This window comes from Vreelandella indica, assembly GCF_037070225.1.
GTDB classification, from domain to species: Bacteria; Pseudomonadota; Gammaproteobacteria; order Pseudomonadales; family Halomonadaceae; genus Vreelandella; species Vreelandella arctica.
This window is the reverse complement of sequence record NZ_JBANSO010000040.1, coordinates 1-25325: the sequence shown is the minus strand read 5'-3', so window position 1 is coordinate 25325 and position 25325 is coordinate 1. Positions and strand designations below refer to the sequence as shown.

General features: G+C 54.0%; 27 protein-coding genes and 1 pseudogene. 13 read left to right on the top strand and 15 right to left on the bottom strand.

Annotation, left to right across the window (positions count from 1 at the left end):
* Window positions 1-32: 32 nt before the first annotated feature.
* Together V8L71_RS19270 and V8L71_RS19265 are read right to left on the bottom strand one after the other, a co-directional pair.
* Window positions 33-842, bottom strand: a complete 810-nt coding sequence (locus tag V8L71_RS19270; protein WP_336275166.1) for a DEAD/DEAH box helicase — start codon at window positions 840-842, stop codon at window positions 33-35.
* On the bottom strand, window positions 839-1450 hold the full coding sequence (locus V8L71_RS19265; protein ID WP_022522215.1) for a hypothetical protein: 612 nt from the start codon (window positions 1448-1450) through the stop codon (window positions 839-841). Before V8L71_RS19265 ends, V8L71_RS19270 begins: the two co-directional genes overlap by 4 nt.
* Window positions 1451-1547: 97 nt before the next feature.
* Here V8L71_RS19265 and V8L71_RS19260 point away from each other — a divergent pair, with 97 nt between their 5' ends.
* Entirely contained in the window at window positions 1548-1811 is a 264-nt protein-coding gene (locus tag V8L71_RS19260) for a helix-turn-helix domain-containing protein (protein ID WP_101146727.1), read from the top strand.
* A gap of 206 nt (window positions 1812-2017) precedes the next feature.
* Here V8L71_RS19260 and V8L71_RS19255 read toward each other — a convergent pair whose 3' ends face one another.
* The gene (locus V8L71_RS19255) at window positions 2018-2245 is read right to left on the bottom strand and encodes a hypothetical protein (RefSeq protein WP_022522212.1); all 228 of its coding nucleotides are present in this window, start codon (window positions 2243-2245) and stop codon (window positions 2018-2020) included.
* A gap of 359 nt (window positions 2246-2604) precedes the next feature.
* Between V8L71_RS19255 and V8L71_RS19250 the strand changes: the two genes are divergently transcribed.
* Complete coding sequence (locus tag V8L71_RS19250; protein WP_053856994.1) at window positions 2605-2928, top strand: hypothetical protein; 324 nt, start codon at window positions 2605-2607, stop codon at window positions 2926-2928.
* 282 nt (window positions 2929-3210) lie between these two features.
* Here V8L71_RS19250 and V8L71_RS19245 read toward each other — a convergent pair whose 3' ends face one another.
* The 3 genes from V8L71_RS19245 to V8L71_RS19235 are packed head-to-tail and all read right to left on the bottom strand — an operon-like array spanning window position 3211 to window position 5154.
* Window positions 3211-3981 carry a hypothetical protein gene (locus V8L71_RS19245; RefSeq protein WP_022522210.1) on the bottom strand — a complete coding sequence of 257 codons (771 nt, stop codon included), beginning with the start codon at window positions 3979-3981 and terminating at the stop codon, window positions 3211-3213.
* A 16-nt stretch (window positions 3982-3997) separates the two neighbouring features.
* Window positions 3998-4732 (bottom strand): HupE/UreJ family protein, encoded by a 735-nt coding sequence (locus V8L71_RS19240; RefSeq protein ID WP_336275165.1) that lies wholly within the window; start codon window positions 4730-4732, stop codon window positions 3998-4000.
* Window positions 4733-4785: 53 nt separating this feature from the next.
* Window positions 4786-5154, bottom strand: coding sequence for a hypothetical protein (locus V8L71_RS19235; protein WP_022522208.1), 369 nt, complete (start codon window positions 5152-5154; stop codon window positions 4786-4788).
* A 133-nt stretch (window positions 5155-5287) separates the two neighbouring features.
* Between V8L71_RS19235 and V8L71_RS19230 the strand changes: the two genes are divergently transcribed.
* Together V8L71_RS19230 and V8L71_RS19225 are read left to right on the top strand one after the other, a co-directional pair.
* Window positions 5288-5563 (top strand): metal-sensing transcriptional repressor, encoded by a 276-nt coding sequence (locus V8L71_RS19230; RefSeq protein ID WP_008957440.1) that lies wholly within the window; start codon window positions 5288-5290, stop codon window positions 5561-5563.
* A gap of 34 nt (window positions 5564-5597) precedes the next feature.
* Window positions 5598-6968, top strand: coding sequence for an MFS transporter (locus V8L71_RS19225; RefSeq protein ID WP_336275164.1), 1371 nt, complete (start codon window positions 5598-5600; stop codon window positions 6966-6968).
* A gap of 351 nt (window positions 6969-7319) precedes the next feature.
* On the opposite strand, the gene V8L71_RS19220 is transcribed toward V8L71_RS19225, so the two are convergent.
* Genes V8L71_RS19220 through V8L71_RS19210 form a run of 3 tightly spaced genes read right to left on the bottom strand, consistent with a single transcriptional unit; the run spans window position 7320 to window position 8487 of the window.
* Window positions 7320-7760, bottom strand: a complete 441-nt coding sequence (locus tag V8L71_RS19220) for a DUF411 domain-containing protein (protein WP_008957442.1) — start codon at window positions 7758-7760, stop codon at window positions 7320-7322.
* 13 nt (window positions 7761-7773) lie between these two features.
* Complete coding sequence (locus V8L71_RS19215; RefSeq protein ID WP_008957443.1) at window positions 7774-7908, bottom strand: hypothetical protein; 135 nt, start codon at window positions 7906-7908, stop codon at window positions 7774-7776.
* A gap of 36 nt (window positions 7909-7944) precedes the next feature.
* Complete coding sequence (locus V8L71_RS19210) at window positions 7945-8487, bottom strand: hypothetical protein (RefSeq protein ID WP_035561711.1); 543 nt, start codon at window positions 8485-8487, stop codon at window positions 7945-7947.
* A gap of 358 nt (window positions 8488-8845) precedes the next feature.
* On the opposite strand from V8L71_RS19210, the gene V8L71_RS19205 reads away from it, so the two are divergent.
* The 5 genes from V8L71_RS19205 (at window position 8846) to V8L71_RS19185 (ending at window position 13060) form a co-directional block, all read left to right on the top strand.
* Window positions 8846-9217: a copper resistance CopC family protein gene (locus V8L71_RS19205; protein WP_035561708.1), complete on the top strand. Its 372-nt coding sequence runs from the start codon at window positions 8846-8848 to the stop codon at window positions 9215-9217.
* A 165-nt stretch (window positions 9218-9382) separates the two neighbouring features.
* A complete protein-coding gene (locus V8L71_RS19200) occupies window positions 9383-10126 on the top strand; it encodes a copper resistance D family protein (protein ID WP_336275163.1) in 744 nt (247 codons plus the stop codon).
* A gap of 283 nt (window positions 10127-10409) precedes the next feature.
* A complete protein-coding gene (locus V8L71_RS19195) occupies window positions 10410-10943 on the top strand; it encodes a cupredoxin domain-containing protein (protein ID WP_101146764.1) in 534 nt (177 codons plus the stop codon).
* Between the two features lie 14 nt (window positions 10944-10957).
* A complete protein-coding gene (locus tag V8L71_RS19190; protein ID WP_035561703.1) occupies window positions 10958-11623 on the top strand; it encodes a response regulator transcription factor in 666 nt (221 codons plus the stop codon).
* 135 nt (window positions 11624-11758) lie between these two features.
* Window positions 11759-13060 (top strand): IS1380 family transposase, encoded by a 1302-nt coding sequence (locus V8L71_RS19185; RefSeq protein WP_336275162.1) that lies wholly within the window; start codon window positions 11759-11761, stop codon window positions 13058-13060.
* A 352-nt stretch (window positions 13061-13412) separates the two neighbouring features.
* Here V8L71_RS19185 and V8L71_RS19180 read toward each other — a convergent pair whose 3' ends face one another.
* Window positions 13413-14738 carry an IS1182 family transposase gene (locus tag V8L71_RS19180; protein ID WP_035561699.1) on the bottom strand — a complete coding sequence of 442 codons (1326 nt, stop codon included), beginning with the start codon at window positions 14736-14738 and terminating at the stop codon, window positions 13413-13415.
* A 383-nt stretch (window positions 14739-15121) separates the two neighbouring features.
* Between V8L71_RS19180 and V8L71_RS19175 the strand changes: the two genes are divergently transcribed.
* Both V8L71_RS19175 and V8L71_RS19170 read left to right on the top strand, forming a co-directional pair.
* A complete protein-coding gene (locus V8L71_RS19175; protein WP_035561696.1) occupies window positions 15122-15793 on the top strand; it encodes a response regulator in 672 nt (223 codons plus the stop codon).
* Window positions 15794-15822: 29 nt separating this feature from the next.
* The gene (locus V8L71_RS19170) at window positions 15823-17145 is read left to right on the top strand and encodes an ATP-binding protein (protein ID WP_035561693.1); all 1323 of its coding nucleotides are present in this window, start codon (window positions 15823-15825) and stop codon (window positions 17143-17145) included.
* Window positions 17146-17197: 52 nt separating this feature from the next.
* Here the strand turns inward: V8L71_RS19170 and V8L71_RS19165 are convergent, their stop codons facing one another.
* The 5 genes from V8L71_RS19165 to V8L71_RS20795 form a co-directional block, all read right to left on the bottom strand.
* Window positions 17198-20395 carry an efflux RND transporter permease subunit gene (locus tag V8L71_RS19165; protein ID WP_035561689.1) on the bottom strand — a complete coding sequence of 1066 codons (3198 nt, stop codon included), beginning with the start codon at window positions 20393-20395 and terminating at the stop codon, window positions 17198-17200.
* A gap of 14 nt (window positions 20396-20409) precedes the next feature.
* Entirely contained in the window at window positions 20410-21675 is a 1266-nt protein-coding gene (locus tag V8L71_RS19160; protein ID WP_035561686.1) for an efflux RND transporter periplasmic adaptor subunit, read from the bottom strand.
* 21 nt (window positions 21676-21696) lie between these two features.
* On the bottom strand, window positions 21697-22836 hold the full coding sequence (locus tag V8L71_RS19155) for a TolC family protein (protein WP_336275161.1): 1140 nt from the start codon (window positions 22834-22836) through the stop codon (window positions 21697-21699).
* Window positions 22837-23121: 285 nt separating this feature from the next.
* The gene (locus V8L71_RS19150) at window positions 23122-23478 is read right to left on the bottom strand and encodes a P-II family nitrogen regulator (RefSeq protein ID WP_035561679.1); all 357 of its coding nucleotides are present in this window, start codon (window positions 23476-23478) and stop codon (window positions 23122-23124) included.
* Window positions 23479-23495: 17 nt separating this feature from the next.
* Window positions 23496-23630 (bottom strand): efflux RND transporter permease subunit, encoded by a 135-nt coding sequence (locus V8L71_RS20795; protein WP_227497867.1) that lies wholly within the window; start codon window positions 23628-23630, stop codon window positions 23496-23498.
* A gap of 90 nt (window positions 23631-23720) precedes the next feature.
* On the opposite strand from V8L71_RS20795, the gene V8L71_RS19145 reads away from it, so the two are divergent.
* Complete coding sequence (locus V8L71_RS19145; protein WP_336275160.1) at window positions 23721-25022, top strand: IS1380 family transposase; 1302 nt, start codon at window positions 23721-23723, stop codon at window positions 25020-25022.
* Between the two features lie 95 nt (window positions 25023-25117).
* Window positions 25118-25325 (top strand): annotated as a pseudogene (locus V8L71_RS19140) (hypothetical protein); the annotation flags it as partial.

Genomic DNA, 25325 nt, shown 5'->3' with positions numbered 1-25325 from the left:
AAAAACGGAATCGGTTGACCCATCGTGACCGCTCAGCGTACAAAACTCTCTCCAGCGTGAAGGCTGTGTGCAAATCGGTCACGATCACCGGAATGACCGGTCACGTTCGCCGGAATACGCACATGGCGCAACAGGTCTTCGTAGCTAACGGGTGACTCACTGAGTAGTTGAGAGAAGCATGAAAACCCTCGAACAGACTCAGTGTTTTCTTTTTCCTCGACGAGCCTGATTAAAGGGTTATCGATCAGCGTAATCCGTGGGGCTCTGCAAACGCCCTCGTTCACAGCACTTTGTAGGTCATAACGATAGTCACAGATCAGCTGCCCTTCTGGATCAGAGTACCGTGCCAACGCGATAGGAAGGTCATCAGAACGCCAAGGGGTTCCAGACAAGCCTAGGGTATAAGTAGCTTGATCCTGGATATTCCGAATAATCTGCTGTCCCCATGTGTTACTAAGGAGAGGATCATGACCTGCGCAGTGATGAATTTCGTCGAAGATAGCTAATACGCGGAATTTTTTAAAAATATCCCAAAATTCTTCCTGTTGGTATTCCATGGATTGGTAAGTATAAGCGGCTCCTGCGGATGCAATGACGTTTCCAAAACGCTGATCTAAAACAGCAGAAAACGTGCGCTGCATACCTGCAACCACTTCCCGCGTAGGGGCAAAGCAGATAACGAAGTCGATAAGCTGTTCTTCAAGCAACCACTTGGCCAATTCGGCGGCAAGACGCGTTTTCCCGCTACCCGGGGTTGCCTGAACGAAATAATCACGGTGGCACTGATAGTGTGCTTTGGCCTTGTCTAAACAGTCCGCTTGCCACTTCCGCAATACAATCATGAGCCACTGAGGCGGCTTATGGCCTTTTCTAAAGCACTGACATGGCCTAAAAGACGTGAGCTACGCTCGTGAGCACTGCGGTAGTCAATTGAAAGGCTATTATTAAGCTCCGGATGGTCCCTCATAAGCTGCTGGAAGGCCTCCACTTCCCCTAAAGATTCCAAAAACCGGCTTTGCGCCTCATTTAACTTTTTTTCCAATACAGTGTAGCTATCGGCAGGCGCCTTTGCTGCTTGCCTATTCTCTTCGCTATTTGACTGGCTCGCATCATGGGTGACTGACTCATTCGATGTTTGAGGATGAGTACGTTGTAGCCATGAGACAAAGTCATCTTCATCAGTATCAAGATCAGCTTCTATCAACATAGAGCTTACATGGTACTTCTGGCCGCGGCTCTTTATCTCACTATCCTTCTCTACAAACTGGGCCTTAATTAACTTTCTGACGCGCTCATAAATAAAGCGACGCAGTGGCGCTTTATGCACTGGATTTATGTCGTATTGCTCAATGTACTGATCCCGGAGGCTTTGAACGCAGAATGTAACATTTTCTGGTTTCAGTAAGAGTTCAATGATTCGCCTATCTATGCTCGGGAGGTTACGGGACATGGGTATGGGCATCAAAGGAGTGAAAATACGGATTATAAGCCGTGGCTCGATAGGCCGCAACGCTCGATAGTCCTGCCTCATGACCAATGAGGCAGATATGGAAGAGCTGGCAGTCGCTATCGGAAAAAACATTAGGGAAAAGCGCCGAGCGAATGGCCTCTCTCAGGATCGCTTTGCATTAGTAGCAGGCATTGATCGTAGCTACATGGGAAGGATAGAGCGTGGAGAAGTGAGCATCACCATTGAGATGCTGTATAGGATCGCAGCGACATTACAGTGCGAGCCGATAACCTTGCTCCCTAAGATGTCTTCTATACGTTTACCTAACCCTCGTAAGGCTAATAAGGGACGATTTAATTAAGGACGATAGCCGTTTCTACGATGAGAGATGTGACTCGATAGTTGTTTGAGGTGGCATTTTTGCGGTAGGTCTGCAACGTGCATAACAATACTCAAGCAGGCACAAAGCTATCTACTTCCATCCGAGCAACGCAATTTAGTGTATTGATTGCTCTTATTCAGCGCCGACCCGAACGGCCTCTACGAAATGGCTCTTTGTTGTAATGTTCAGAACTCATCTTCATTAATTAATCGGAACACCATTCTCTTGGCATGGCTAAGATCACTCTTAGCCAGCACGTACCAATCGTACACTTCGCTTCCTGGCAACATTTCCTGACCCACTGCACAGCGATCCCGCTCGTAACGAAACCTTGTACCCGCTGGCGATTGCCATTCGACAACGTTTTCACCATTAAAAACCGGGTTCAAATCACTTATTTTTCGTATAGCCATCGTAGCCAGCCACCTGAAGTATATTTATCTTTCTTAATTTATTGATTTGGTTCACTTTAACGCTAATCGCCGACAGGTTGCACGTGGTACTTGAAGGCCAAAAGGAGCCGATAGAATCACGACCTAGCGCCAGACGGGCAATAGGTGGCTTGAGCAGTACCTGGCCAAAACCACACGGCTGGTTGAATATGATAAATTTATAGATAACCGCGACGAGCGTAGATTATCCAACTACGGTCGGCCTGGATGCCGTTATTTAAACGAGGCTGTCTCAAAGATAATCACCCTCGTTTCGGAAATTTTTATCTTAACGAAACAAGTCATAATGCGAACCCTAAACACCGAAGGAGAGTCTAGACATGCCATCTTTATCGCCTGATGCTTTGGCTATACTTCTCCCTCTCGGCATTCTTTTCTCCGCTCTACTCATGTTCGGAGCCGGCCTTGTATGGGCCCGCTACCGCGATTACCAGAACGAAAGGCAAGATCGAGAAAAGTTAATTCAAACTATTTTGGACCAGATCGAACCTTGGGCAGGCTCTCGATCCTCCGCCTGGGCATGGTATCAAACATATCCCATTTCGGCCCTCGGTGGACAGACAGCCCAGCAACTAGCCGCTCAAGGAAAAGCTTACGAGGTAATCGCGTACATAGCCCATATTCGCCAGGGCGGATATGCTTAACCCGGCCTATCGCTTGTTTTACGTTTTATGTAGCTTTCAGTACGCGTAACCACTGAGTAATACCGGATAGTCCCGTTTGTATAGCGATGGTAGGAATCAGACCGTCGCTAACCGGCCAATAGAAGACTTTCAGATATTTCGCATATATGCCTAAATATTATATTAAATCAGATAACCCAACGACCACTATCTCATCTAATTCTGTAGACGGTTTCCCCATCAATGTAGCGACGCTGATGGCAAAGGCCCCTAACGCTCAGGAGAGCGCTAGGGGCCACTGCTTTAGAGAACCTTATTCAGCTCCCCATAGTCCCCTCCAACACGCAACATCACGGTCACGTCGTTATCATTGCGATTACGAAAGAACCAACCGTGGTTACCGGTGAACGCGGCTTCCAGTTCACCCTCATCTTCGGGCACGCCGCGTCCTTTCTCATAGCTAATCGAGTTGCCATTTCCGTCACCGTGTGTGTCGAAATTAAGTGGCCCCCCATCGGAAGCCCAAGCGAATGTCGCGACAGCGCCTTCTTCCATCGTCAGCTTGTACTCGGTGCCCTCGCCCGGTGTGAGGGTGAAGCTCACTTCATCGCCCCATGTGGCAGCTTCTTCAGTTGCCTGGGAGGCTGCCTCCTCAGCGGCCAAAGCGTCAGCAAGCGCTAAGCTAGCCTCGGGCTGCACCATCTCTTGGTCAGATACCGAGGAGGCTACTTGCTCCGGCTCTACATCTGATGCTTGTTGAGCAGCAGTGTTTGCAGCCGTGGGCTGGTTATCACTTGCTGATTCTTGAGGTGCAGTGGGTTGTGATGCCTGCATGGCAGCGGCTTCGTCATTAGCCTGGTCAAGCTCGGCCTCCTCGGCCAGTTGGGCCTTGATTTCACCCATCTCGGTCAGCCCCAACAAGCGGCCCGCGCCGGTGGGGTCGATGGCATACTCTGCGGGCAGCACCACGGTGACCAACAGGGCAATAGCTATTACCGCCGCCAGCAACGTAGATCGAAGTAATTTACCCGTCGAAGGTAACTCAGCACGGGTAGGAAGATCGGTATTGTACATTTGGGTCTCTCCTGAATTAGGCGATGAAATAGCCGGTGAGCTGATAACCGACCAGCATAAAGCCAGCGCACATCATGGCGACGTTAGCGGTATAGGCGTGGCGTAAGAAGCCATTGGTGCTTCGCCAGAACCCCATCACGATAAGGATGGCACTTAGGGCCAGTAGCTGGCCGATCTCTACCCCAACGTTGAACGCCAGGAGATTGGGGACTAATCCATCAGAAGCGATATCGTACTCAATGATCTTGCTCGACAGGCCAAAGCCATGGAACAGGCCGAAGACCAGCGTCGCCACCTTGGTATTGGGCTGAAAGCCGAACCAGCGCTGATAAGCACCGATGTTATCGAGTGCCTTGTAGACAACGGAGAGACCGATGATGGCATCGATAAGGTAGCTATTGATGCCGATATTAAAGTACACCCCCAGCAGCATGGTCGTAGAGTGACCGATGGCGAAGAGGCTGACGTAGATGGCGATATGCTGCATTCGATAGAGGAAAAAGATCACCCCTAGCAAAAACAGGATGTGGTCATACCCCGTCACCATGTGCTTGGCACCGAGATAGCCGAATGAGATCAGGTGAACGCCATAGATCTCCTGGATGTACCCTTTGTCGCCTTCAGCAACGGCGTGGGCAAGGGCTTCACCACTGGCTCCCAGGAGCATCACCAGCAGTGTGAAAAGGGTCAGCGCGTGGCGTCGGGCCAAAACAGGCAAGCCGAACGCACCCCCTAGTTGGGATGGAAACATAAAACCTCCACGGGTTTGTCATTAAGTGTTGGCCGTCCAGTGGACGGCCCCAGTCATCCAGCGATGACCGGCCGTGGAGGACGCTCCAAGCGGTAGACACGACGCAGCGGTAGGCCGCTGCGTTCGCCTAGCCGCAGGGCGTCGCGGAAGTTCGGCTCGACGGCAATGCCCGTCCCAGGCCGATCCGCTTTTTCGTGAAAGTGACTGCCACTCTCATTATGGAGGTGGCGACTATCTTCGTGCTCGTGGCCATGGGTATGCCCATGGCCCTTCTGCACATTCTCATGGAGAGACAACTCAACGCTAACCATGCTCGCCGCCCCATGCGCACGCGCCTCACCCACACTGGTGATTACCAGGCTAGGCAGGAACAGCAACAGAAAGGTCAGATAGCCAAGGCGGTGGCGCAGCCGATTGAGCATGTAGAGCAACCAGGATAAAAGTAAAAATCATAAAAATAGATAACCGTCTGCCTTGAACCATAGCGTTGGCAGAATAACGGCGATAGATTACCATCCCCTCCGGGGGGATAGGAATATAATAAGGGAAAAGAAAATGACAATGCATACTCACCAGTCACATCCCGATATCGTCAAGCGCCTGAACCGCGCTCGGGGGCACCTTTCGAGTGTGACCCAGATGGTAGAGGATGGACGCCACTGTCTGGACATCGCTCAACAACTCCATGCGGTAGAAAAAGCCATTCAGCAAGCTAAACGCACCTTAGTGCTGGATCACATCGACCACTGCCTAGACGAAGCCCTGGGTACTCAGAATCAAACGCAACGGGCACGGGCTGAAGAGTTCAAGACGATTGCACGCTACCTGTAAGCGCTTTTAGGCACCCCTCATTTGAGGAAGTTCTATGCTCGATGTACTCGCCCACCGCGTCTACCGCCATCTCTTTCTAGCGCAGGTCATTGCACTGATCGGCACTGGCCTGACCACGGTTGCTCTGGCGTTGCTGGCTCACGATCTTGCTGAAGGTCAGGCGGGCGTCGTGCTAGGCACGGCGCTGGCGATCAAGATGGTCGCTTACGTGGGCATTGCCCCTTTGGTCGGCGCTTATGCATCACGCCTGCCTCGGCGCACCTTATTGGTTAGCCTGGACTTGCTGCGTGCAGCCGTGGTTTGCGCACTGCCTTTTGTTACCGAAGTGTGGCAGATCTATGTGCTGATCTTTCTACTCAATGCTTGTTCAGCTGGCTTTACGCCCGTTTTCCAGGCGATGATCCCTGACATTCTCGAAGACGAAGAGCAGTACACACGAGCATTATCCCTATCACGTCTCGCCTATGATTTAGAGAACCTTCTTAGCCCGATGGCGGCGGCGGCATTGCTGATGGTGATGGGTTTTGATGTCCTGTTTGTAATCGATGCTCTGGCCTTCGTTATCTCTGCCGCCCTGGTTATATCGGTGATCCTGCCTGCGTCTCACCCCCTAGAGGAAGCCCCCGGCGTCTGGCGTCGCGTTACTCATGGTATGCGGATTTACCTGAAGACGCCCCGGTTGCGCGGGCTACTGGCGTTGAACCTGGCTGTTTCAGCCGCCGGGGCCATGCAGATCGTCAACACGGTGGTACTCGTACGCTCGGTGTTGAATTTGGGCGAGAAAGAAGTCGCACTGGCCTTTGCCGCCGCAGGCGGGGGCTCCATGCTAATAGCCTTACTGCTGCCCAAGGTGCTGGAACGGGTGTCCGAGCGGCCAGTCATGCTGCTGGGTGGCGTTATGATGGCACTCAGCCTCTACCTGGGCTGGCTGGGCCCATCGTTTGCGGGGCTTGTCGGGCTATGGTTACTGCTGGGCGCTGGGGCCTCGTTGGTCATGACCCCCACCGGGCGCCTGCTCAAACGTTCATGCCAGCCGGAGGAGCGTCCAGCGCTGTTTGCTGCCCAGTTCTCGTTGTCACACAGCTGTTGGCTAGTCACCTATCCGTTGGCAGGCTGGCTGGGAGTGAACCTGGGACTGACGGGTACGTTCGCTTTGCTGGGAACGGTGGCCCTGGCGGCAACGGGGCTCGCGGCCCTGATCTGGCACGCACATGACCCGATGGCTCTTGAGCACGAGCACGCTGCCCAAAGTCACACCCACCTGCACTACCACGATGAACATCATCAGCACGAACATGAGGGATGGGAGGGGCCGGAACCTCATCGCCATTCCCACCATCATTCCCCAGGCTCACATGGGCACGTCTTTGTTATCGATGACCACCATTCCCATTGGCCATCGTAAAACGAGTAAGGACGCGGGCTTGGGAAATAAACGTGGGATGCGAACTGCCAATCTTACTAACGCGGGTATACAACATGCTCACCTTTTATTAAGGCGTAATATTAATAGGAGGTTTTTGCGCAAAGTAAGCTTTAACAGGCTTGCTAGTGTGGCAATGTGTAGGTGTAAAGAAAACGACGCAATCTTATTTTTAGCTTACCGTAACGAATCGACCCGTAACGCACTAGCAAAGTAAATCCTAAGTTTAATACAGCGCTTTCGTTTTAGTAATGTATGACTTGAATGCGCCTGCTGTACTACAAGAGTCCGTTAGAACGGCGTGCAGACAGCAGGCGAGCTTTTATCACCCTACTAAAGGGTCATAAATGGCTCATCTTCCTGGCCTGTAAACGTGTACACATTGTAAGGGCTTTCTTGTGGCCCCGGCATACCCGGTGTGCCAATGGGCATACCCGCCAAACCGATACCGTCAATATCGGGTTGTTCCTCAAACAGCGCCTGCACGGCTTCCATTGGAACGTGGCCTTCGATCCAATACTCGCCCATCTCAATGGTATGGCATGAACCCAGGCCATAGGGCACGCCTGCCTGCTGCTTAATATCACCCAGCTCTACATCGTCAATAATCGTCACTTCTACGCCGAGCTCTTCAAGATGGCGTGCATAAGCGTCACAGCAGCCGCACTGGGGGTTTTTATACAATGTTGCCTCTGGCGGTAACGCCGCCTGGGCGGAGACCGCCCCAAGCAGCATGGAACCAGAGAGTAAAAGCTTGGTGCTCATATGTTGCATTATTTTCAACTCCTTAGCGTGAACGACTGAAGAGGTACTTGGCCAGCGAAGCGATCGCCAAGCCAATTAATAACAGCATGGCCAGGGGCATCAACCAGCCTAGCCACCCCATTGACCCCATAAAAGCAAAACATTCCGCGTTCATCATGCCATCACTCCTAAAAAAAGAGGCAATCGCCAAGGCTTATTGCGGGCCATGGTGGCTGGGCATGCTTCCACTCATCTGTTCACGCTGCTCGTCGGTTAGTAAGTCCTGCATCTGGTTATGCATGCGCACGTTATCAGCCATCATATCGCCATGAAGGCTGGCCATTTGAGCATGCAGCGTCTTTACTTTCCATTGTTCAGGGCGTTCAGTCTGCATGATTTGCATCATGTCGTCGCGCAGGTTCATCAATTCGCCCATCCGCTCAAGCTGGGCCGCGCGGTGTTCTTGGCGCATCTCACGCATGGTACTCATCTGCTGCTCGTCGAGCATACCGCCCATGCTCCCCATGCCTCCCATCATTGGACAAGGCATCATCCCGCTTTGCCCTCCCATCATCATTCCTGGGTACATGTCTTCTTGACTGCCCATCATCATGCCCGAACCCATACCGACTTGGCCGTCCATCATATTGCCCTGACCTTGGGCGCCTTGGCTCATACCTTGAGCGAAAATGGCGCTGCTGGGGACACTGAGGCTTGCAGCCAGACCAATGGCAAAGATCATCTTGTGCTTAACCATGATATTTCCTCTTATCATGTTGCTGGTCGAGACATCGCCTTATCCATTAAAAATGGAAGAAGGCGGAGTTAGCTTTCGTTATAAACCTACAACCTATAGGTGGCCCAAAGGTAAAGGAGAAACCGATCCCAATACCTAAGTGTTGTCACAGATCATTTTTTCCGCCATTTTCAGCCCTGTTTCAGGTTGGCACGTTATAACACCGACTCATTTCCATGAAGAAAAGCACGACGCCATGCGCCTTGTTCGCCAAACAGGGCAGATGAACGATGTAAGAAGGCTCAGCCGAATCAGTTTTAGCGCCTCCGCGATGAAGTAACGGCATCCATTCAACCCTAAAAATATATAAGGATACGGTATGCAAAAGAAGACGAGTTCGCTCCCTATCATTCACGCTACCTTAGCAACGCTGTTGCTGTCGCTAGCAATCCCAGTGCTGGCCCATGAAGGGGGCGCAAGCACTTCACCTAAGGATGGCGTGACCATTCAGGATTCCCCAGCAGAGATTGGCATTGAGTTTGGTGGCATGATGCGTATCACCCAGTTTGAAGTGACAGGCCCGGACGGCTCTGTTCCTCTTGATGGTCAGCCAGGCAGTGAACAGGTCGAACGCTACTTCGTAAAACCAGGTGAAATTCTTTCGGCTGGGGACTACCAGGTACGCTGGCGCGGCCTATCGGATGACGGGCACATGATGACCGACGGTTTTAACTTCTCGGTCGAGCCCTGACCCATGGCCTGGTGGTTCTCCGTAAATAGCCTCGACGTCTGGACCGTCGCGATGATTCTCGTGGCGGCCGGGGTTTACCTCAGTGCCCTAGTCGCGACGGGAGCCGTGTTGTTTTGTCTAGCATTTCCCCAACTCCCTGAACATGACCGGAGGCACGTCGCCCGCATGGGTGTCCTTGCTGTCTGGGCCGGGATTATCCTGATTCTGTTCCAGTGGCCTTTAGAAGCTGGTTACCTTGGGGGCGGCAATATAGCGGCTGCAACCAACCCAATGCTACTCGGGATCGTGTTCGAGGGTGCGTCCGGGACCCGGCTGATACTGGTGGTAACTGGCTTGCTGTTGGTCCAGGCGATTCAGCTCAATAACTTAACACTCTCAAAAACAGCCAACAGCTTGAGCCTAGTAGGCGTTTTATTGGTGATGCTGGCATTCGTGCAGGTGGGGCATACAGTAAACACCCCACGCCTCGTTCTGGCTGTCTTGCTGATCGTTCACCTGATGGCGGCAGCATTCTGGGTAGCCTCGCTGTGGCCGCTGTTCCACTTAGTGGGGCAACATTACAACCACGGCAATACCGCCCGCATTCTGACCCGTTTCGGGCAACTCGCCATGGGCGGAGTTGGCGTGTTGGTACTGGCGGGCGTCACTTTGGCCACGCTGCTAACAGGCGGTCTCACACCCCTGCTCACCACGGCATATGGACAGTTCTTGATCGGCAAGGTATTGATTGTGGCGGCGCTACTGTTATTTGCTGCCGCGAACAAGTGGCGGCTTGTGCCGGCCTTTGAGAGCGGCGACGCAACAGCCCCAGGACGGTTACAGAGAAGTATTGCACTGGAGATGGTGCTGGTCGCGGTTATCTTGTTGATCACGGCAGTGCTGACAAGAGTGTCATCACCGAATGGGTGACTAACAGGTCAACCACCTTGTTGAGCCGTTCCAGAGCTCGAAATTAACGGTCTCCTTCTTATGGGCCTTACGCTGAGGTTTAGGCGGAGGCTGCCATAGGCAATTGCACCAACAAGACGAAAAGTCATTGCTGCAGCGTTGACTCTAATCAGGGGGGGCAGGATCCATCATCATGTTAGAAATGCTTTTGGGTAGCAGGCCATATTTTTACGTTAGGTTCAGGCTCGTTTCAGGTTAACGCCGTATAAAGAACAAGTGACAATAACCTCTGAGGTAAATGACCATGCGCAACATCTCCTTAACAACGTCTTTGTTTGCCCTTTCACTCAGTTTGATAACGAGTGCGGCATGGGCTTCGCCCGGCCAAGGCAGTGGTGACAATGGCCTAACCGAGGCTGACGTTGACCGCACGATCAGCCTTGAGGCTGGCGATATGTGGTTCGACCCTGAAGAGCTAGAACTGGCGGCTGGGGAGGTGGTTAAATTTGAAATCACCAACACCGGCAATTTAGAGCATGAATTTGTGATTGGTAGCAAAGAAGCCCAAGAAGAGCATCGAAAAATGATGCTAGACATGGCCAATGGCGGAGGCCATGACATGTCGAATATGGCACACGGTGAAGGCCACGATATGTCCAATATGTCAAACGGCGATGGTCACGATATGGCCAATATGAGTATGGCAGGTGTCACCATTGCGCCTGGTGAAACCGGGACTTTATTATGGAGTGTCCCTGACAATGTTAACGAGCTAGAGTATGCCTGTAACATTCCTGGTCATTATGAATCCGGCATGTACGGCAATTTTTCTCTCTAATCTGACGTATATCCATGAAACTGTTGCTACTTGAAGATGATGACTTGCTAGCGGAAAGCTTGGCAGAGAGTCTCAAAGACAACGGTTACCTGGTTGATTTGGCCGCTTCCTTGAAAGCGGCCAAGTCGCTGATGGCAACCGAGCATTATGAACTGGCGATCTTAGATGTCGGTTTGCCCGACGGCTCAGGGCTGGATCTGCTCGCCCAGTGGCGCAGGCAAAAACGCGACACGCCTATTTTGATCCTGACGGCCCGCGATACCTGGGAAGATAAAGTTGTCGGTCTTGAGACGGGGGCCGATGACTATCTTACCAAGCCCTTCCACGAAGCCGAACTGATGGCCCGGCTGAAGGCCTTGCTACGCAGGCAGTCTGGTCAGTTATCTCAAGTGATCACGCTTAACGGCATTTCGTTGGATGAAGCGGGTCAACGCGTGTGCTTAGAAGGTGAAACGTGGCGTTCGCTCACGGCGACCGAGTTTCGGTTACTACGCTACTTAATGCTGCATCCTGATCGCATTCACTCGAAAGAGCAGCTACTAGAGCAGCTCTATGCATTGGATCAGGATGCCGCCGCGCCTAACTTGGTCGAAGTCTATGTCGCTCGTCTGCGTCGTTATCTAGGCAAAACAATTATCCAAACTCGCCGCGGCCAGGGGTATTTCTTTGCTTCACATTGATCGGCGTAGTTTACGTATTCGACTACTCGCCTGGCTAGCCCGGATTTCTCATGAGGGGATAAAAGAAAGCGGCTGAAAGTGCTATAGTTTCAGGACCTTACACCGTTCACCAAGCACCAACAGCCGCTATCCAAAATGGTACCTGAAAAACTGACCTTCTCGCCACTGTCTCGCCGTCAAATTGAAGCCGATTTCTCCGGTGGTCATATCACCTCCGATGCCGGCCTGCTTTTGCTTCGCGAAGTCGACAACCAACACCAGCTCACTCAGCGCCTGGCTACGGTGCTGGACGATGCCCGTAATCCGGTACTGGTTCGCCACAAGCTTCAAACCATGATCCGGCAACGGGTCTTTGGCGTAGCCGCCGGATACGAAGATCTGAACGATCACGAAACGTTACGCGCTGACCAGGCACTTCAGACCGCGACTGGCGAAGAGGCCATTCTGGCGGGCAAATCAACACTGTGCCGAATGGAGCAGCGCGTAGACCGGCAGGCCGTGGTCAAGGCCCACGAACTGCTGTGGCATCACTTCATTGAACAGCACGAGACTCCACCCAAGGAAATTGTGCTGGATTTTGATGGCACCGACTTTCCGGTGCATGGCGACCAGCCCGGCAAGTTCTTTAACGCCTACTACAATCACCATTGTTACTTCCCACTGTACGTGTTCTGCGGTCGCCATCTGCTGGTGAACTACCTGCGCACCAGCAACCGAAGCGACAGCCGCCACAGCTGGGCCATTCTGGCCCTGCTGGTGAAATTCATCCGGCAGTACTGGACGAATACCCGCATCGTGTTCCGGGGTGACAGCGGCTTTTACCGTCCCCGATTGCTGAGCTGGTGCGACCGGAACAACGTGGACTATCTGGTGGGCCTCAGCAAGAACAGCCGGCTGCTCAAGGAGGTAGACGTACCCTCGATGCTGGTTCGCAAGGCTCACAACGAACTGGGTGAAAAAGTCTGCGCCACCTATCGATTCCAGTACCAGGCCCACACCTGGAAACACCCCCGCTGGGTGATCGCGCGTCTGGAGGAGGGCGAACTGGGTGCCAACCCCAGGTTCATTCTCAGCTCCCGTTACGACGACGGCGTTAAACTCTACTACGAGCAATACTGTGCCCGGGGTGACATGGAAAACCGGATCAAGGATCAGCAGTTGTGTCTGTTCGCAGATCGCACCTCCAGCACGCGGTGGTGGACCAATCAGTGGCGGTTGCTCTTATCGGGCTTTGCCTACACGTTGTTCGAGCGATTACGGGCCCACTTGAAGAAGACCCCCTTCGAGAGAATGAGCGCCAGTAACCTGCGGCTGAAGCTGATCAAGGTGGGCGCGGTCATCATTCGCAACACTCGACGCATACGGGTGTTGATGAGCGATGCCTATCCTTACAAAGACGAACTCTCTGACCTGGTGCGTCAACTGGTTCCGGAATAGAAGCCTGGGCTCCCCCGGCCCGACTCAATGGGGGAAAGGGGGCCGTGTGTCCGGACAACAGAAATTGATCAGTTATTAATCAATCGCGGCCGCAAATGAGCGGTAGTGGCGGTAACCTGCACAGTCTGCGAGACTTGCCGGGGACCTATGAGAAATCCGGGCTAGGAGTCTGCGCGGCAGAAACGTTTTGAGCCCTCGTTTCCGCCAGACCGGATCATTGTCTGGCCGGAAGGAGTGTTCGCGATATCGGATCGGCTCCATCATCGCTTTCGATCCAGCCAGTTAACCGGTTAAAAGGGGCATCGCAGGGCCCCAGCTGTACCTACCGTGAGCCAAAGGCTGCCTCAGCGACTTATGCCAACCTCATCAGTGAACTCATGCGCCTGAGATTGAGCGACAGACAGACAAGATCCCATTCACCCTGCACCGCCTGAAGGCCCCGCAAGCCGAACTGCCGGAAGCCCAGGACATTCTTGATCCAGCCATTCACCGCCTCAACCATGTGCTTGTGCTGAGCGTAGACTGCTCGCCCCTCCGCCGTGGTAAGCTTCTCCTCCATGCGGGCCGTCGCCGGGTACCGGCTCGCGTTTATATCTCCGGTTTTTTTGCCTTCCCGGCGCAGCGAGACGTAGCCATCTATGCCTTTTGTCTCCAATGCCTGCAAGTCTTCCTCTTTGCGATAACCCGCATCAGCCAGACATTGGCCTGGGTAACTTCCCAGAGTTTCTTTTACCTCGCCCAGCAGCGGCACCAGACAGCCGTTATCACTGGGGTTGTTACCCTGGCGGTTGCCCACGATGATCTGGAACTCGCCATCCACGGCCAGTTGGCCGTTATAGCATTGCTGGAACCCATCATTCGTTTTCATGATCCGGCTTTGGGGGTCGGTAAAGTTACTCTGAGCCTTGTCCTCCGGAACTCCATAATCTCTCTTGAAGTTCCGGCCACCCTTGGGTGAGCGGCGATCATCGTCTGGATGCCGGCCTTTGGCCTCATCTTGCGTTTTTTGATCCGCTTCCAGTTTCTCCTTCGCTGCCCGGATCTTGTCCAGCCGCCCCTGACGGTGCTGAAGCTCTTCGGGTAACTCGTCGCCCCGCTGATCCGGGCCAAACTGTTGGTCTTCCGATTCATCCACACGGCGAGCCTGGCCACAAAGCTCATCAACCTCTTTTGACAGACGGGCTTCTTCCTCCCGCATGCGGTCATAGCTCATGGCCTTGTGCTTACTGGCGTTGGCCCGGACCTTGGTGCCATCAATCGCCAGCGTACCGAGAGTAACCAATTCCGCTTCCTGGGCGATCCGGACCACCTGAATAAATACGGCCTTGAACGCAGCCAGGTGTTGCTTGCGAAAATCGCAGATAGTGCGGTGTCTGGGGAAATTGCCAGCCGCCAGGACCCGAAGGGCGACATCTTCTTCCAACTTCCGGGCGATCTTTCGTGATGAAAACACGCCGGTCGCGTACGCATAGATCAACACCTTCAACATCATCCGCGGATCGAAAGGCGAGTTGCGCCGACCGCTCCCTTCATACCGGGCGTAGAAGGCACTCAGATCCAGTTCCTCGACCACGTCACTGATGAAATAGGCCAGATGCCCTTCGGGCAGCCACTCGTTCAGGCTCGGGGGAAGAAGCAGTTCCTGATCAGGTGAATAGGGGCGGAAGGTGGTTCCCATCGGATTCTCCGGTGCTGAAGAATTTTTACGTATTATGCCAGAAGGTGGCTCCTGCCGCGCAGACTCCTAGCATAGGCCGGTAACAAACTGTCGAAACCGGCAAGAAGTCCCATTGTGGCAGCTCCTTGTATAAGGCGGCGCCTGGACACACCTGCATAGAAATGTCTATCGCTCATAGGTTGCTCCTAAAACCATGTATATACAGCTTCTCGCGTTCGTGGCTCGATTGTTGACGCTACCCGGTGCAACTGAAATCAAACTGAAAAGTCGACCGGTAACCCCCCATTTTTAACGGGTTGCTGTTTTTCTGGGGAGTTGCCGTTACTGGTACAATCCATGGCAGACTGGCGAAACTTTCCCACCTCGAAAAACGGCGCTTACAAATGAAAATTCTGATTGTTGAGGACAATGCGGTACTTGCCAAAAGAATATCGGACTGGCTTGCGCAGGCGCACTACACAGTCGATATCGCCAAAACCGGCAAAGAAGCGGACTCGTTGATTGAAACAAGCTCCTACCAGGCCGTTATTCTCGATATCGGACTGCCCGATGAAAATGGACTGTCTTTAATGCAAAGATGGAGAAAAAACGGGAAAAAAGAGGCCATCCTTATTCTGACCGCACGCTCCAACTGGACTGAGAGAGTAGAAGGGTTGAACGCGGGTGCCGACGATTACCTTCCCAAACCGTTTGAGTTTGATGAACTGAAAGCCCGGCTCAGTGCGATTATCCGCAGAAAGGACGGCAGAACGACAGACCAGATCAGCGTCGACGGATTTCATCTCAACGCCACCTACCGAACGCTTACCACGCCCGACCAGAAAGAGTTCAGACTGACAGCTACGGAATTCCGCCTTTTGCAGTGTTTCCTCCGTTCACCGGACCGGGTGTTTTCCCAGGACGACCTGGTTGAAACCCTCTACAACATAGAAAGATGCCCCACCAGAAATGTTGTTCAGGTCTATATAGCCAGGCTCAGAAAAATAATAGGGGGCAATAAAATCAAGACTTTGCGTGGCCAGGGCTACTTCTTCGAAAAAGATCCTAACCGCTGAACGCCCGAGTGAACCAACCAGGTTAAAATATGTCTGCTCCGAAAAGTATCCGCAGAACAGCCATTCAGTATGGGGCTGTTTTCAGCCTCGTATATTTTACTCTGATATTCTTTTCACACACCTACGTGATAAAGCAACTATCGGACGAGTCCAGGAAGCAACACCTGAACAAAGAGCTGGGAAACTTTCAGGCAATCATTGAGGCTGAATCCCCCACAACCGACGACCTCAGCAACATGATCAATCAGTTTGAAATGCTTCTGGGGCATGCCATCGTCATCGAAACGGCTAGCGGAAGCGTCCTGGCGAGCCCGAACTTTGACCAGAGCCAACTGCAGGGCGCTGCAGAGAAGCCCGAGGGTTTCATCCACATAGCGCAGGGTGCGAACACGCTTTTCGGGCTCAAACGCATTTTCTCCGCCAGTGAAAAACTGGCCTCAATCACCGTTCTTGAAACCGAGGGGGCGCTCTCTGAACGACCGCTGAAGGCCCACCTGACATTGCTCGGTGCCTCGGCCGTTCTTCTGGCGATACTGCTGGCACTGATTGGAACCACCACACATCTGACGTTAAAGCCCATCAGTAGGATAAAAGAGGACCTGAGACGGCTCCAATCCGGGAAACAAAGTCGTCTGAACCCTCACGTGCCGGAAGAGTTTCGTCCGCTGATCCGGCAGCTCAATGATTTGCTCGAGCTGTCAAACCGGCGGCTGGACCGCCACCGCCGCCTGAATTCCGATCTCTCTCACCTGGTCAAAACCTCTATTTCTGCCAATCTTGCCATTTTGTCGGATATCGATACCTTGCCTCCGTCCCGGGAGGATGTTGTGTTTATGGCCTCTAACTTGCGGGAGCTTGACAAATCCCTGAAATACCGGATGAGCAAAGCAGACATATCAGGCAGACAGATGGGACGGACGTGCATGCCGGTTGAAATCACGGCAAGTGTCATCACCGTTATGGAAAAAATCTTCCCTGACACGGTTTTTCGCCTCCACACCAACTTACCTGAAAACTTCAGCTGGCCAATGGAGCGACAGGATCTTTCAGAGCTACTTGGCAATTTACTCGAAAATGGCGGGAAGTGGTGCCAGACAACCGTCGACGTTACAATCGCCCGCACGTCATCAGGACTCTCCATAGAAGTAGCGGACGATGGCCCCGGAATTTCTCCCGAGGCGGCAGCCACTGTCATGAACAGGGGTACCAGGCTGGATGAAACGGTCGCCGGTTTCGGGCTCGGATTGTCCATCGTGTCCGAGATTGTCGAAGACAACCTCGGACAGATGAACATGGGTACCTCAAAAAACGGAGGAGCCAGCATTGTCATTCTACTGCCACTTCCGGATTAGAAAACCTCCAGAAAGGCAACCGTCGATGACGCAGCGCGGCTTCTCCCATTTTTTACCGTTGGATATCACTCACCTTGGCTCTCGAAAAGCGACCGAACAGAACCGGCAAAACAAACAGCGTCAGGAAAGTTGCGGTGATAAGGCCGCCAACAATCACGCTGGCCAGTGGCTTCTGGATTTCAGCACCCACGCCCGTCGACAACAGCATCGGTATCAAACCGAGTGCCGAGGTTATTGCTGTCATCAAGACAGGACGTAAACGGGAGACGGCACCTTCAAACACCGCGGCATCCATGCTCAACCCATCCTGTATTCGCTGATTGATGCTTTCGACCATGACGACCCCGTTAAGCACCGCCACACCAAACAGTGTGATAAATCCAACGGAACTGGGGACTGAAAGGTACTGGCCGGAAATCCAGAGCGAAAAGACGCCACCAATGACAGCAAGCGGCACGTTGACAAGGATTAACAGTGCCTGACCAACCGAACTGAAAGCAAAGTACAGCAACAGCGCAATCAGGCCCAGAGATACAGGGACCACAATGGTCAATCGTTTCTGAGCTCGCTGCTGGTTTTCAAACTGACCACCAATATCCACCGAATAGCCGGGGGGAAGGTTCACTTCTGACGCGATAACATCCTGAATATCGGCAACCACACTGCCCATGTCACGACCCTGCACATTAGACTGAATGACCACACGGCGCTGAACGTCATCGCGGCGCACCTGAGGCGGACCGGACTGAATAGAGATATCGGCAACATCACCAAGTCTCACCCAGGCTCCGGACGGCGCCTGTAACCTGAGATCGGCAATGGCATCCCGGTCTTCCCGGAAACGTTTGGCCAGACGCACATAGATATCATACCGCTCGTTGCCGTTGATGATCTGGCCCGCAGCGGCACCACCCAGTCCGTCCCGGACGACACTCATCACATCAGACACGGCGAGTCCGTACCGGGAGAGTGCCTGACGGTCTGGCTGAACCACCAACTGCGCTTCACCGGCAATCTGCTCCATGGCCACGTCCCGGGTCCCCTGAACAGTTCGGACCGCCGCTTCGATCTGTTGGCCTTTCTCGGCCAGCACCTTGAGATCCGGGCCAAAGAGTTTGATGGCCAACTGCGCGCGGACACCAGACAACAATTCGTCAACCCGAGTTGCAATAGGCTGAGAAAAGTTAAACAGTAGCCCCGGGTGCTGTTCGAGCTTCGCCTCAAACAGGGCCTGCAATTCATAGCGATTACTGGCGCTGGTCCACTCGGCTGTTGGCTTGAGGCCAATGTAGATTTCGATGTTGTTGACGGGCTCCGGATCGCCGCCTATTTCCGCCCGCCCCGCCCGGGACAGCGCGTAGGTCACTTCTGGAAATTCCATCAGCATGGCTTCCAGTTTTGGCGCCACTTCAAGCGCCGTATCAAGGCTTGATGAAGGGGCCAGGGTCACCCGGAGGTTAATCGTGCCCTCTTCCAGTTCAGGCACGAACTCCGTGCCGAGTCGTGGCACAACCAGCGCCGCCAGCACAACAAGAACAGCCGCCGCGCCAACAACCACGCGGCTATGCTTCAGTGACCAGGCAAGCCCCATGCGATAGAGCTTTTCCAGGGGTTTTAGAATGAAGCTTTCCCGCTCCCGGATACCCTTACGGAACATGTATGACGCCAGCGCGGGTACAACCACCAGAGCGACGATCACAGCGGACACAATGGCCAGCATGATGCTGATCGCCATTGGCTGGAAAAGCTTGGCTTCCACACCTTCAAAGCTGAATAAAGGCATGAAAACGACCAGGATAATCGCCGTCGCGAAAAAAATTGGTCGCGCCACTTCCCGGCCTGCCTCCTGCAGTCGAAGCGCAATGCCATGGTCATCGTGTGACGCGTCCAATGGGTCAGGGTCGTTTTTCACCAATTCATCCCGACGGGCGTCATGCTCAGCATCCGGATGCGTCAGATGTTTGAACATGTTCTCGACCATAACAACAGAGCCGTCCACCAGCATGCCAATTGCCACAGCAATGCCGCCCAGAGACATCAGGTTGGCCGAGAGACCGAACCAGGCCATGATCATCAGCGCAATACCGATAGAAATCGGTATAGAAAGCAGCACGAGCGTTGCTGCCCGAAGATTCATCAGAAACAGGGCAAGCACGATCGCAATAAACACAAAAGCCAACAGAAGTGCATTGGTCACCGTCTCTACGGCCTTGGTCACCAGATCCGCCTGGTTGTAATAGGGCTCAAAACGAACCCCACTCGGAAGCGCCTGATTTATGCGATCAATGCGGGCCTCGATGCCGTCGATGGTGGCTTTTGTGTTGGCCCCCATTCGTTTGAGTACAATGCCAGAAACCACTTCACCCAGTTGTTCAACCTGACCGGCTTCATCCTTCCGGGTCATGGTTACCGCACCCTGGCGAATTTCAGTGCCCAGCGCTACCTCGGCGACATCGTTCACTGTCACTGTAATGCCATCACTGGTTTTAACGGGCACCTGACGGATCTGCTCGAGCCCCTGCTCGCCATTACCCAGCCAGCCCATACCGCGAATAACCAACTGCTCCTGCCCGCGGCCCATATACCAGCCCCCAACATTGGAGTTGTTGTTCTCCAGGGCTTCCATGACATCGTTCTGTGATAAGTCATAGGACAGCATTCGCGCCGGGTTCAGGTTAACCTGGTACTGGCGGACCTCTCCGCCAAACGACAGGATTTCCGTAACCCCTTCAGCCGGTATCAGCAACAGTTTGACCAGCCAGTCGTGCAAGCTGCGCAATTCCATTGCGTCGTACCCCGAATCCGGGTCCGCTATCAGCAAGTACTGGTAGACCTGGCCAAGACCGGACGTATTCGGCCCCATTTCAGGCACCCCGACCCCGTCCGGAATCAGCTCCCGCGCGGCCTGCAACCGCTCGAAAACCAGTTGGCGCGCGAAATAGATATCCGTGCCCTCTTTAAAGACCACGGTGACACCAGACAACCCGGTTTTGGAGATGGACCGAACCTCCTCAACATCCGGCAACGCATACATCACCGCTTCAATGGGATAGGTGATCAGCTGCTCGACTTCCTCAGCCGCAAGTCCGGGCGCCTCTGTATTAACAGCGACCTGGACGTTTGTAACGTCGGGGAAAGCATCAAGATTCAGTTTTGGTATCTGAAACGCGGCCGTGGCGATAAGCACTGCAAGCGCAATAAGAACCAACAGGCGGTTCTGAACCGCCCAGTCGACAACTCGGTTGAACATAATGACTCCCGGAATCAGTGGTTGTGCGGATCAAAGCCGCCTTTGGCAATTTCAGAGGCCACAAAAAATGCGCCCCGCAAAACGACTCGTTGGCCCGCAGCCAGGCCGGAAACCTCACGGAGCCCGCCAATTGAGCGGCCCAGTTCCACTTCCACGGGTTCATACTCGCCTTCGGCCTCTTCCACATAGACCGTCCAGTCGCCGTCCGCGCCACGCATCAATGCAGTCTCCGGCACGGCAAGCACCGGCTCGCTGGTCTTAAAACGAAAATACACATCTGCGAACATTCCTGGATGAAAACGATCTTCAGGATTGTCCAGCTCCAGCCTGACAATCCGCGTGCGGGTCACAGGATCAATGGTGTGGGCTTCCTGGGACACCGTTGCCACGGCCACACGACCCGCTGCCCTGACTTCGGCTTCCGCGCCCTTCTCTAGAACAATGTCGGAGCTTGCTGGCAGATGGGCTTCTACCCAAAGCTCACTCTCATCAGCAAGAGTCACCAGCGGCTGGCCAGCCTCAACTCTTTGTCCTTGCTCAAACTCATCGGTCAGTACTGCACCATCCACGCGAGCCCTGAGCATGTATTCACCGAGACTATCCACCCCGCTGGCCTTCAACGCACCAATGTCATCATCGTTCAGCCCGTAAGCAAGCAGAGTCGCGCTTGCCGCTTCAATGTTGGCTTTCGCTGTATTGAACCGCTGATCGCCAACCACGGAACGACCCAGCCCGCTGATTCGCTTCCATTCAGGAAAAGCTTTCCTGTAATCCGCCTGCGCCTGTGCCACCGTCTCACTGAACAGGGTTACCAGCGGCTGGCCCTTGGTTACGTGCTCACCCAGTTCCACGTGACGCCGCAGCACCACTGAGGCAACCCGGGGGGACACGTGATAGCTGGTATAGCCGTTGGTCAGCAGCTCACCGGGCGCGTAAATTTCATAGTCAACGCGCTTGCTTTCGAGGGTTGCTACTTCAATGCCGGCGAGCTCTTTCTGTTTGGCATTGATGCTTGCGGTGGCCGCTTCTTCATGGCCACCGTTCTCGTCTTCGTGGCCGTGCCCCCCTTCCTCTTCATGATCACCTTCCTCCTCATGCTCACCTTCTTCACCATGATCTTCCTTATGCTCGCCCTCCTCACCGGTGACTTCCTGATGATCGTCGCCACTGGCAGCATGATCATGACCGGCTTCCTGATGAGCATCTTCCTCTGCCTGTACAAAAGAAAGTGGGGCTGTAAGCAACGTCAATGCGAATACTGAAATCAGAGCTTTTTTCATAATGAATATCCAGTTTCCAGACTATTGTTGGAAGAGGGTGATCAGTTCGCCAGACTGGCTCAAGAGCTCAATCAGACCCAACTGCGCCTGCTTTTCCAGTTCAATACCGGTTTTCAGGCTCTCCGCGCGCTGGCCCAGCGCCTGGAGATACTCAGAGGTGGAGAGGTCGCCGACCTGCCACTGCTTCTCAAGCAAATCGGCACTTCGCTGTACACGCCCCTGGGATAGTTCTTTCCATCGACGGAGTTGCTTGTCGTATCGCTTCCAGGAAGCGCGAGCGCCTGCCAGGTCATATTGTCGTTTCCGGTAGAGCGCCTGAAACCGCGCTTCCGCCTCCAGAGCCCGTCGATTCGCAGCCCGGGTTTCAGCGCTGTAGTTATTACGGACGTTCAGAGGGATCGAGAACGTCAGGCCAACCAGGTTCTCACCGCCATCACGCCCTCCGCTCAGCCCGACCGTGGGAGATGCCGTCGCTCTGCGACTGACCACCTCGGCTTCGCTCCGCAGCACCTGCCACCTCGCGCGGGCAGCAGCAATTGACGGATGATCCAGCAAATTGTCGTTATCGACCCTGGAAGCAAGAGCCGGCCAAATGTGCCCGGGGATTCCCCCATCCTGAGGCCTCCAGTCCGGCAGACGTTCTCTAACTTGAGTTTCTGCTCGATCAACTGCGGCCTTTGCCTGGGCGACTTCGCTCAACTGACGGGATAGATTTAGAAACAGAAGCTCTGCATCGGCACGCCCCAGATCACCTGCCTGCTGGCGTTGCTCAACCTGCTCCAGCAAGGCATCCAGACGGTGTTGCTGGGATTCCGCAATTTCTTCGGCACGCGTCGCCGCGCGCCACTCGACAAGCGCAAACAGCGACTCGGACGTTTGTGCCAAAACCGCCTCGTTCAAATCAGCTTCAGCGGAAAGCCTGATCAGCTTTGCCTTGTCCTTTAGCGCACCCTGTTGATCAGACCAATCGATCGTTTGTGACAGCCCTGCCTCAAAGTTGTTTTCACTGCCCGTTCTGTCTGCTCCAACAGACAGCTCCGGGTTATACAGCGGTTGTTCGCTTGCCTCAGCATCCGCATCCCGGGCTGCCGCCTGCTCTGTCGCCGCCATGACATCCGGATGCTTGCTTATCTGGCCAGTGAGCCAATTTGTCCAATTCACAGTCTCCGCTTGACCGAACAGAGGAATAGACAATAGTACTGAACACAGCAACGCCCTGGGCGAGTGCTTGCTTGCCTTCATCGACTTTCTCCCGAAGGGGTAAATAGCCACAATTCATGGGCGCGAGGCGTCCATGACAAAGTAGGTAGAGGTGGAGATAGTAAGTGAAAAGGTTGAAATGAACTTGAATTTGGAAGGCATTAGCTCAGGGAACTTGAAAGTGCTCCTCAATAAGGGCGGGGAGAAGCGGCAACGCGACTCATGGCCACGATGCCGCCATCCAATCTAGGAAAAGCGCTGGTTTGATGCCGGTTGAAGTGCGCTCTCGTCGGTCGCACCATCGTCGATACGAACAGCCCGAACCAGGCGGGATACAAGCACCTTGCCGTCACCCGGGTGCCCTTCCTGGGTTCTGCCCGTTCTGACAATGAGTTCCACAACTTCACCAGCGACATCATCGGTCGCTACGTCTATTTCCAGCTTGACCATCTTCACTTTCTCCAGAGGCGACTCATCGCCGACCAGATGACCAAATTCGCCGAGAGACACGACAGCAATACTTGCCACCCCCTTAACTTTGGCCAGAGCATCAACCACATGCTCTGCCATCACTTCTCTGACATACGCTTTTATTTCATACATAAACCGTCTCCTGACTATCAGACTGAAACGTCACGACGTTCAGATGCAAACCACTGGTACACACTGGGCAACACCACCAGCGTCAGCAGCGTTGAAGTGATCAGACCGCCAACCACAACCGTTGCCAGTGGCCGTTGGACATTAGCCCGGATTTCTCATGAGGGGATAAAAGAAAGCGGCTGAAAGTGCTATAGTTTCAGGACCTTACACCGTTCACCAAGCACCAACAGCCGCTATCCAAAATGGTACCTGAAAAACTGACCTTCTCGCCACTGTCTCGCCGTCAAATTGAAGCCGATTTCTCCGGTGGTCATATCACCTCCGATGCCGGCCTGCTTTTGCTTCGCGAAGTCGACAACCAACACCAGCTCACTCAGCGCCTGGCTACGGTGCTGGACGATGCCCGTAATCCGGTACTGGTTCGCCACAAGCTTCAAACCATGATCCGGCAACGGGTCTTTGGCGTAGCCGCCGGATACGAAGATCTGAACGATCACGAAACGTTACGCGCTGACCAGGCACTTCAGACCGCGACTGGCGAAGAGGCCATTCTGGCGGGCAAATCAACACTGTGCCGAATGGAGCAGCGCGTAGACCGGCAGGCCGTGGTCAAGGCCCACGAACTGCTGTGGCATCACTTCATTGAACAGCACGAGACTCCACCCAAGGAAATCGTGCTGGATTTTGATGGCACCGACGTTCCGGTGCATGGCGACCAGCCCGGCAAGTTCTTTAACGCCTACTACAATCACCATTGTTACTTCCCACTGTACGTGTTCTGCGGTCGCCATCTGCTGGTGAACTACCTGCGCACCAGCAACCGAAGCGACAGCCGCCACAGCTGGGCCATTCTGGCCCTGCTGGTGAAATTCATCCGGCAGTACTGGACGAATACCCGCATCGTGTTCCGGGGTGACAGCGGCTTTTACCGTCCCCGATTGCTGAGCTGGTGCGACCGGAACAACGTGGACTATCTGGTGGGCCTCAGCAAGAACAGCCGGCTGCTCAAGGAGGTAGACGTACCCTCGATGCTGGTTCGCAAGGCTCACAACGAACTGGGTGAAAAAGTCTGCGCCACCTATCGATTCCAGTACCAGGCCCACACCTGGAAACACCCCCGCTGGGTGATCGCGCGTCTGGAGGAGGGCGAACTGGGTGCCAACCCCAGGTTCATTCTCAGCTCCCGTTACGACGACGGCGTTAAACTCTACTACGAGCAATACTGTGCCCGGGGTGACATGGAAAACCGGATCAAGGATCAGCAGTTGTGTCTGTTCGCAGATCGCACCTCCAGCACGCGGTGGTGGACCAATCAGTGGCGGTTGCTCCTGTCGGGCTTTGCCTACACGCTGTTCGAGCGATTACGGGCCCACTTGAAGAAGACGCCCTTCGAGAGAATGAGCGCCAGTAACCTGCGGCTGAAGCTGATCAAGGTGGGCGCGGTCATCATTCGCAACACTCGGCGCATACGGGTGTTGATGAGCGATGCCTATCCTTACAAAGACGAACTCTCTGACCTGGTGCGTCAACTGGTTCCGGGATAGAAGCCTGGGCTCCCCCGGCCCGACTCAATGGGGGAAAGGGGGCCGTGTGTCCGGACAACAGGAATTGATCGATTATTGATCAGTCACGGCCGCCAATGAGCGGTAATGGCGGTAACCCGCACAGTCTGCGAGACTTGCTGGGGACCTATGAGAAATCCGGGCTAGGTGGCGTGGCGCTATTTGTGGTGGTGACGACCTGGCTACTGCATGGCATATTGTTACAGAATCTTGCTCGGGATTTTTTGGGTGAGCGTCTTCAGCGCGAAGCCAATCATGCGGTCGCACAGCTAGAGCAGGACCAAA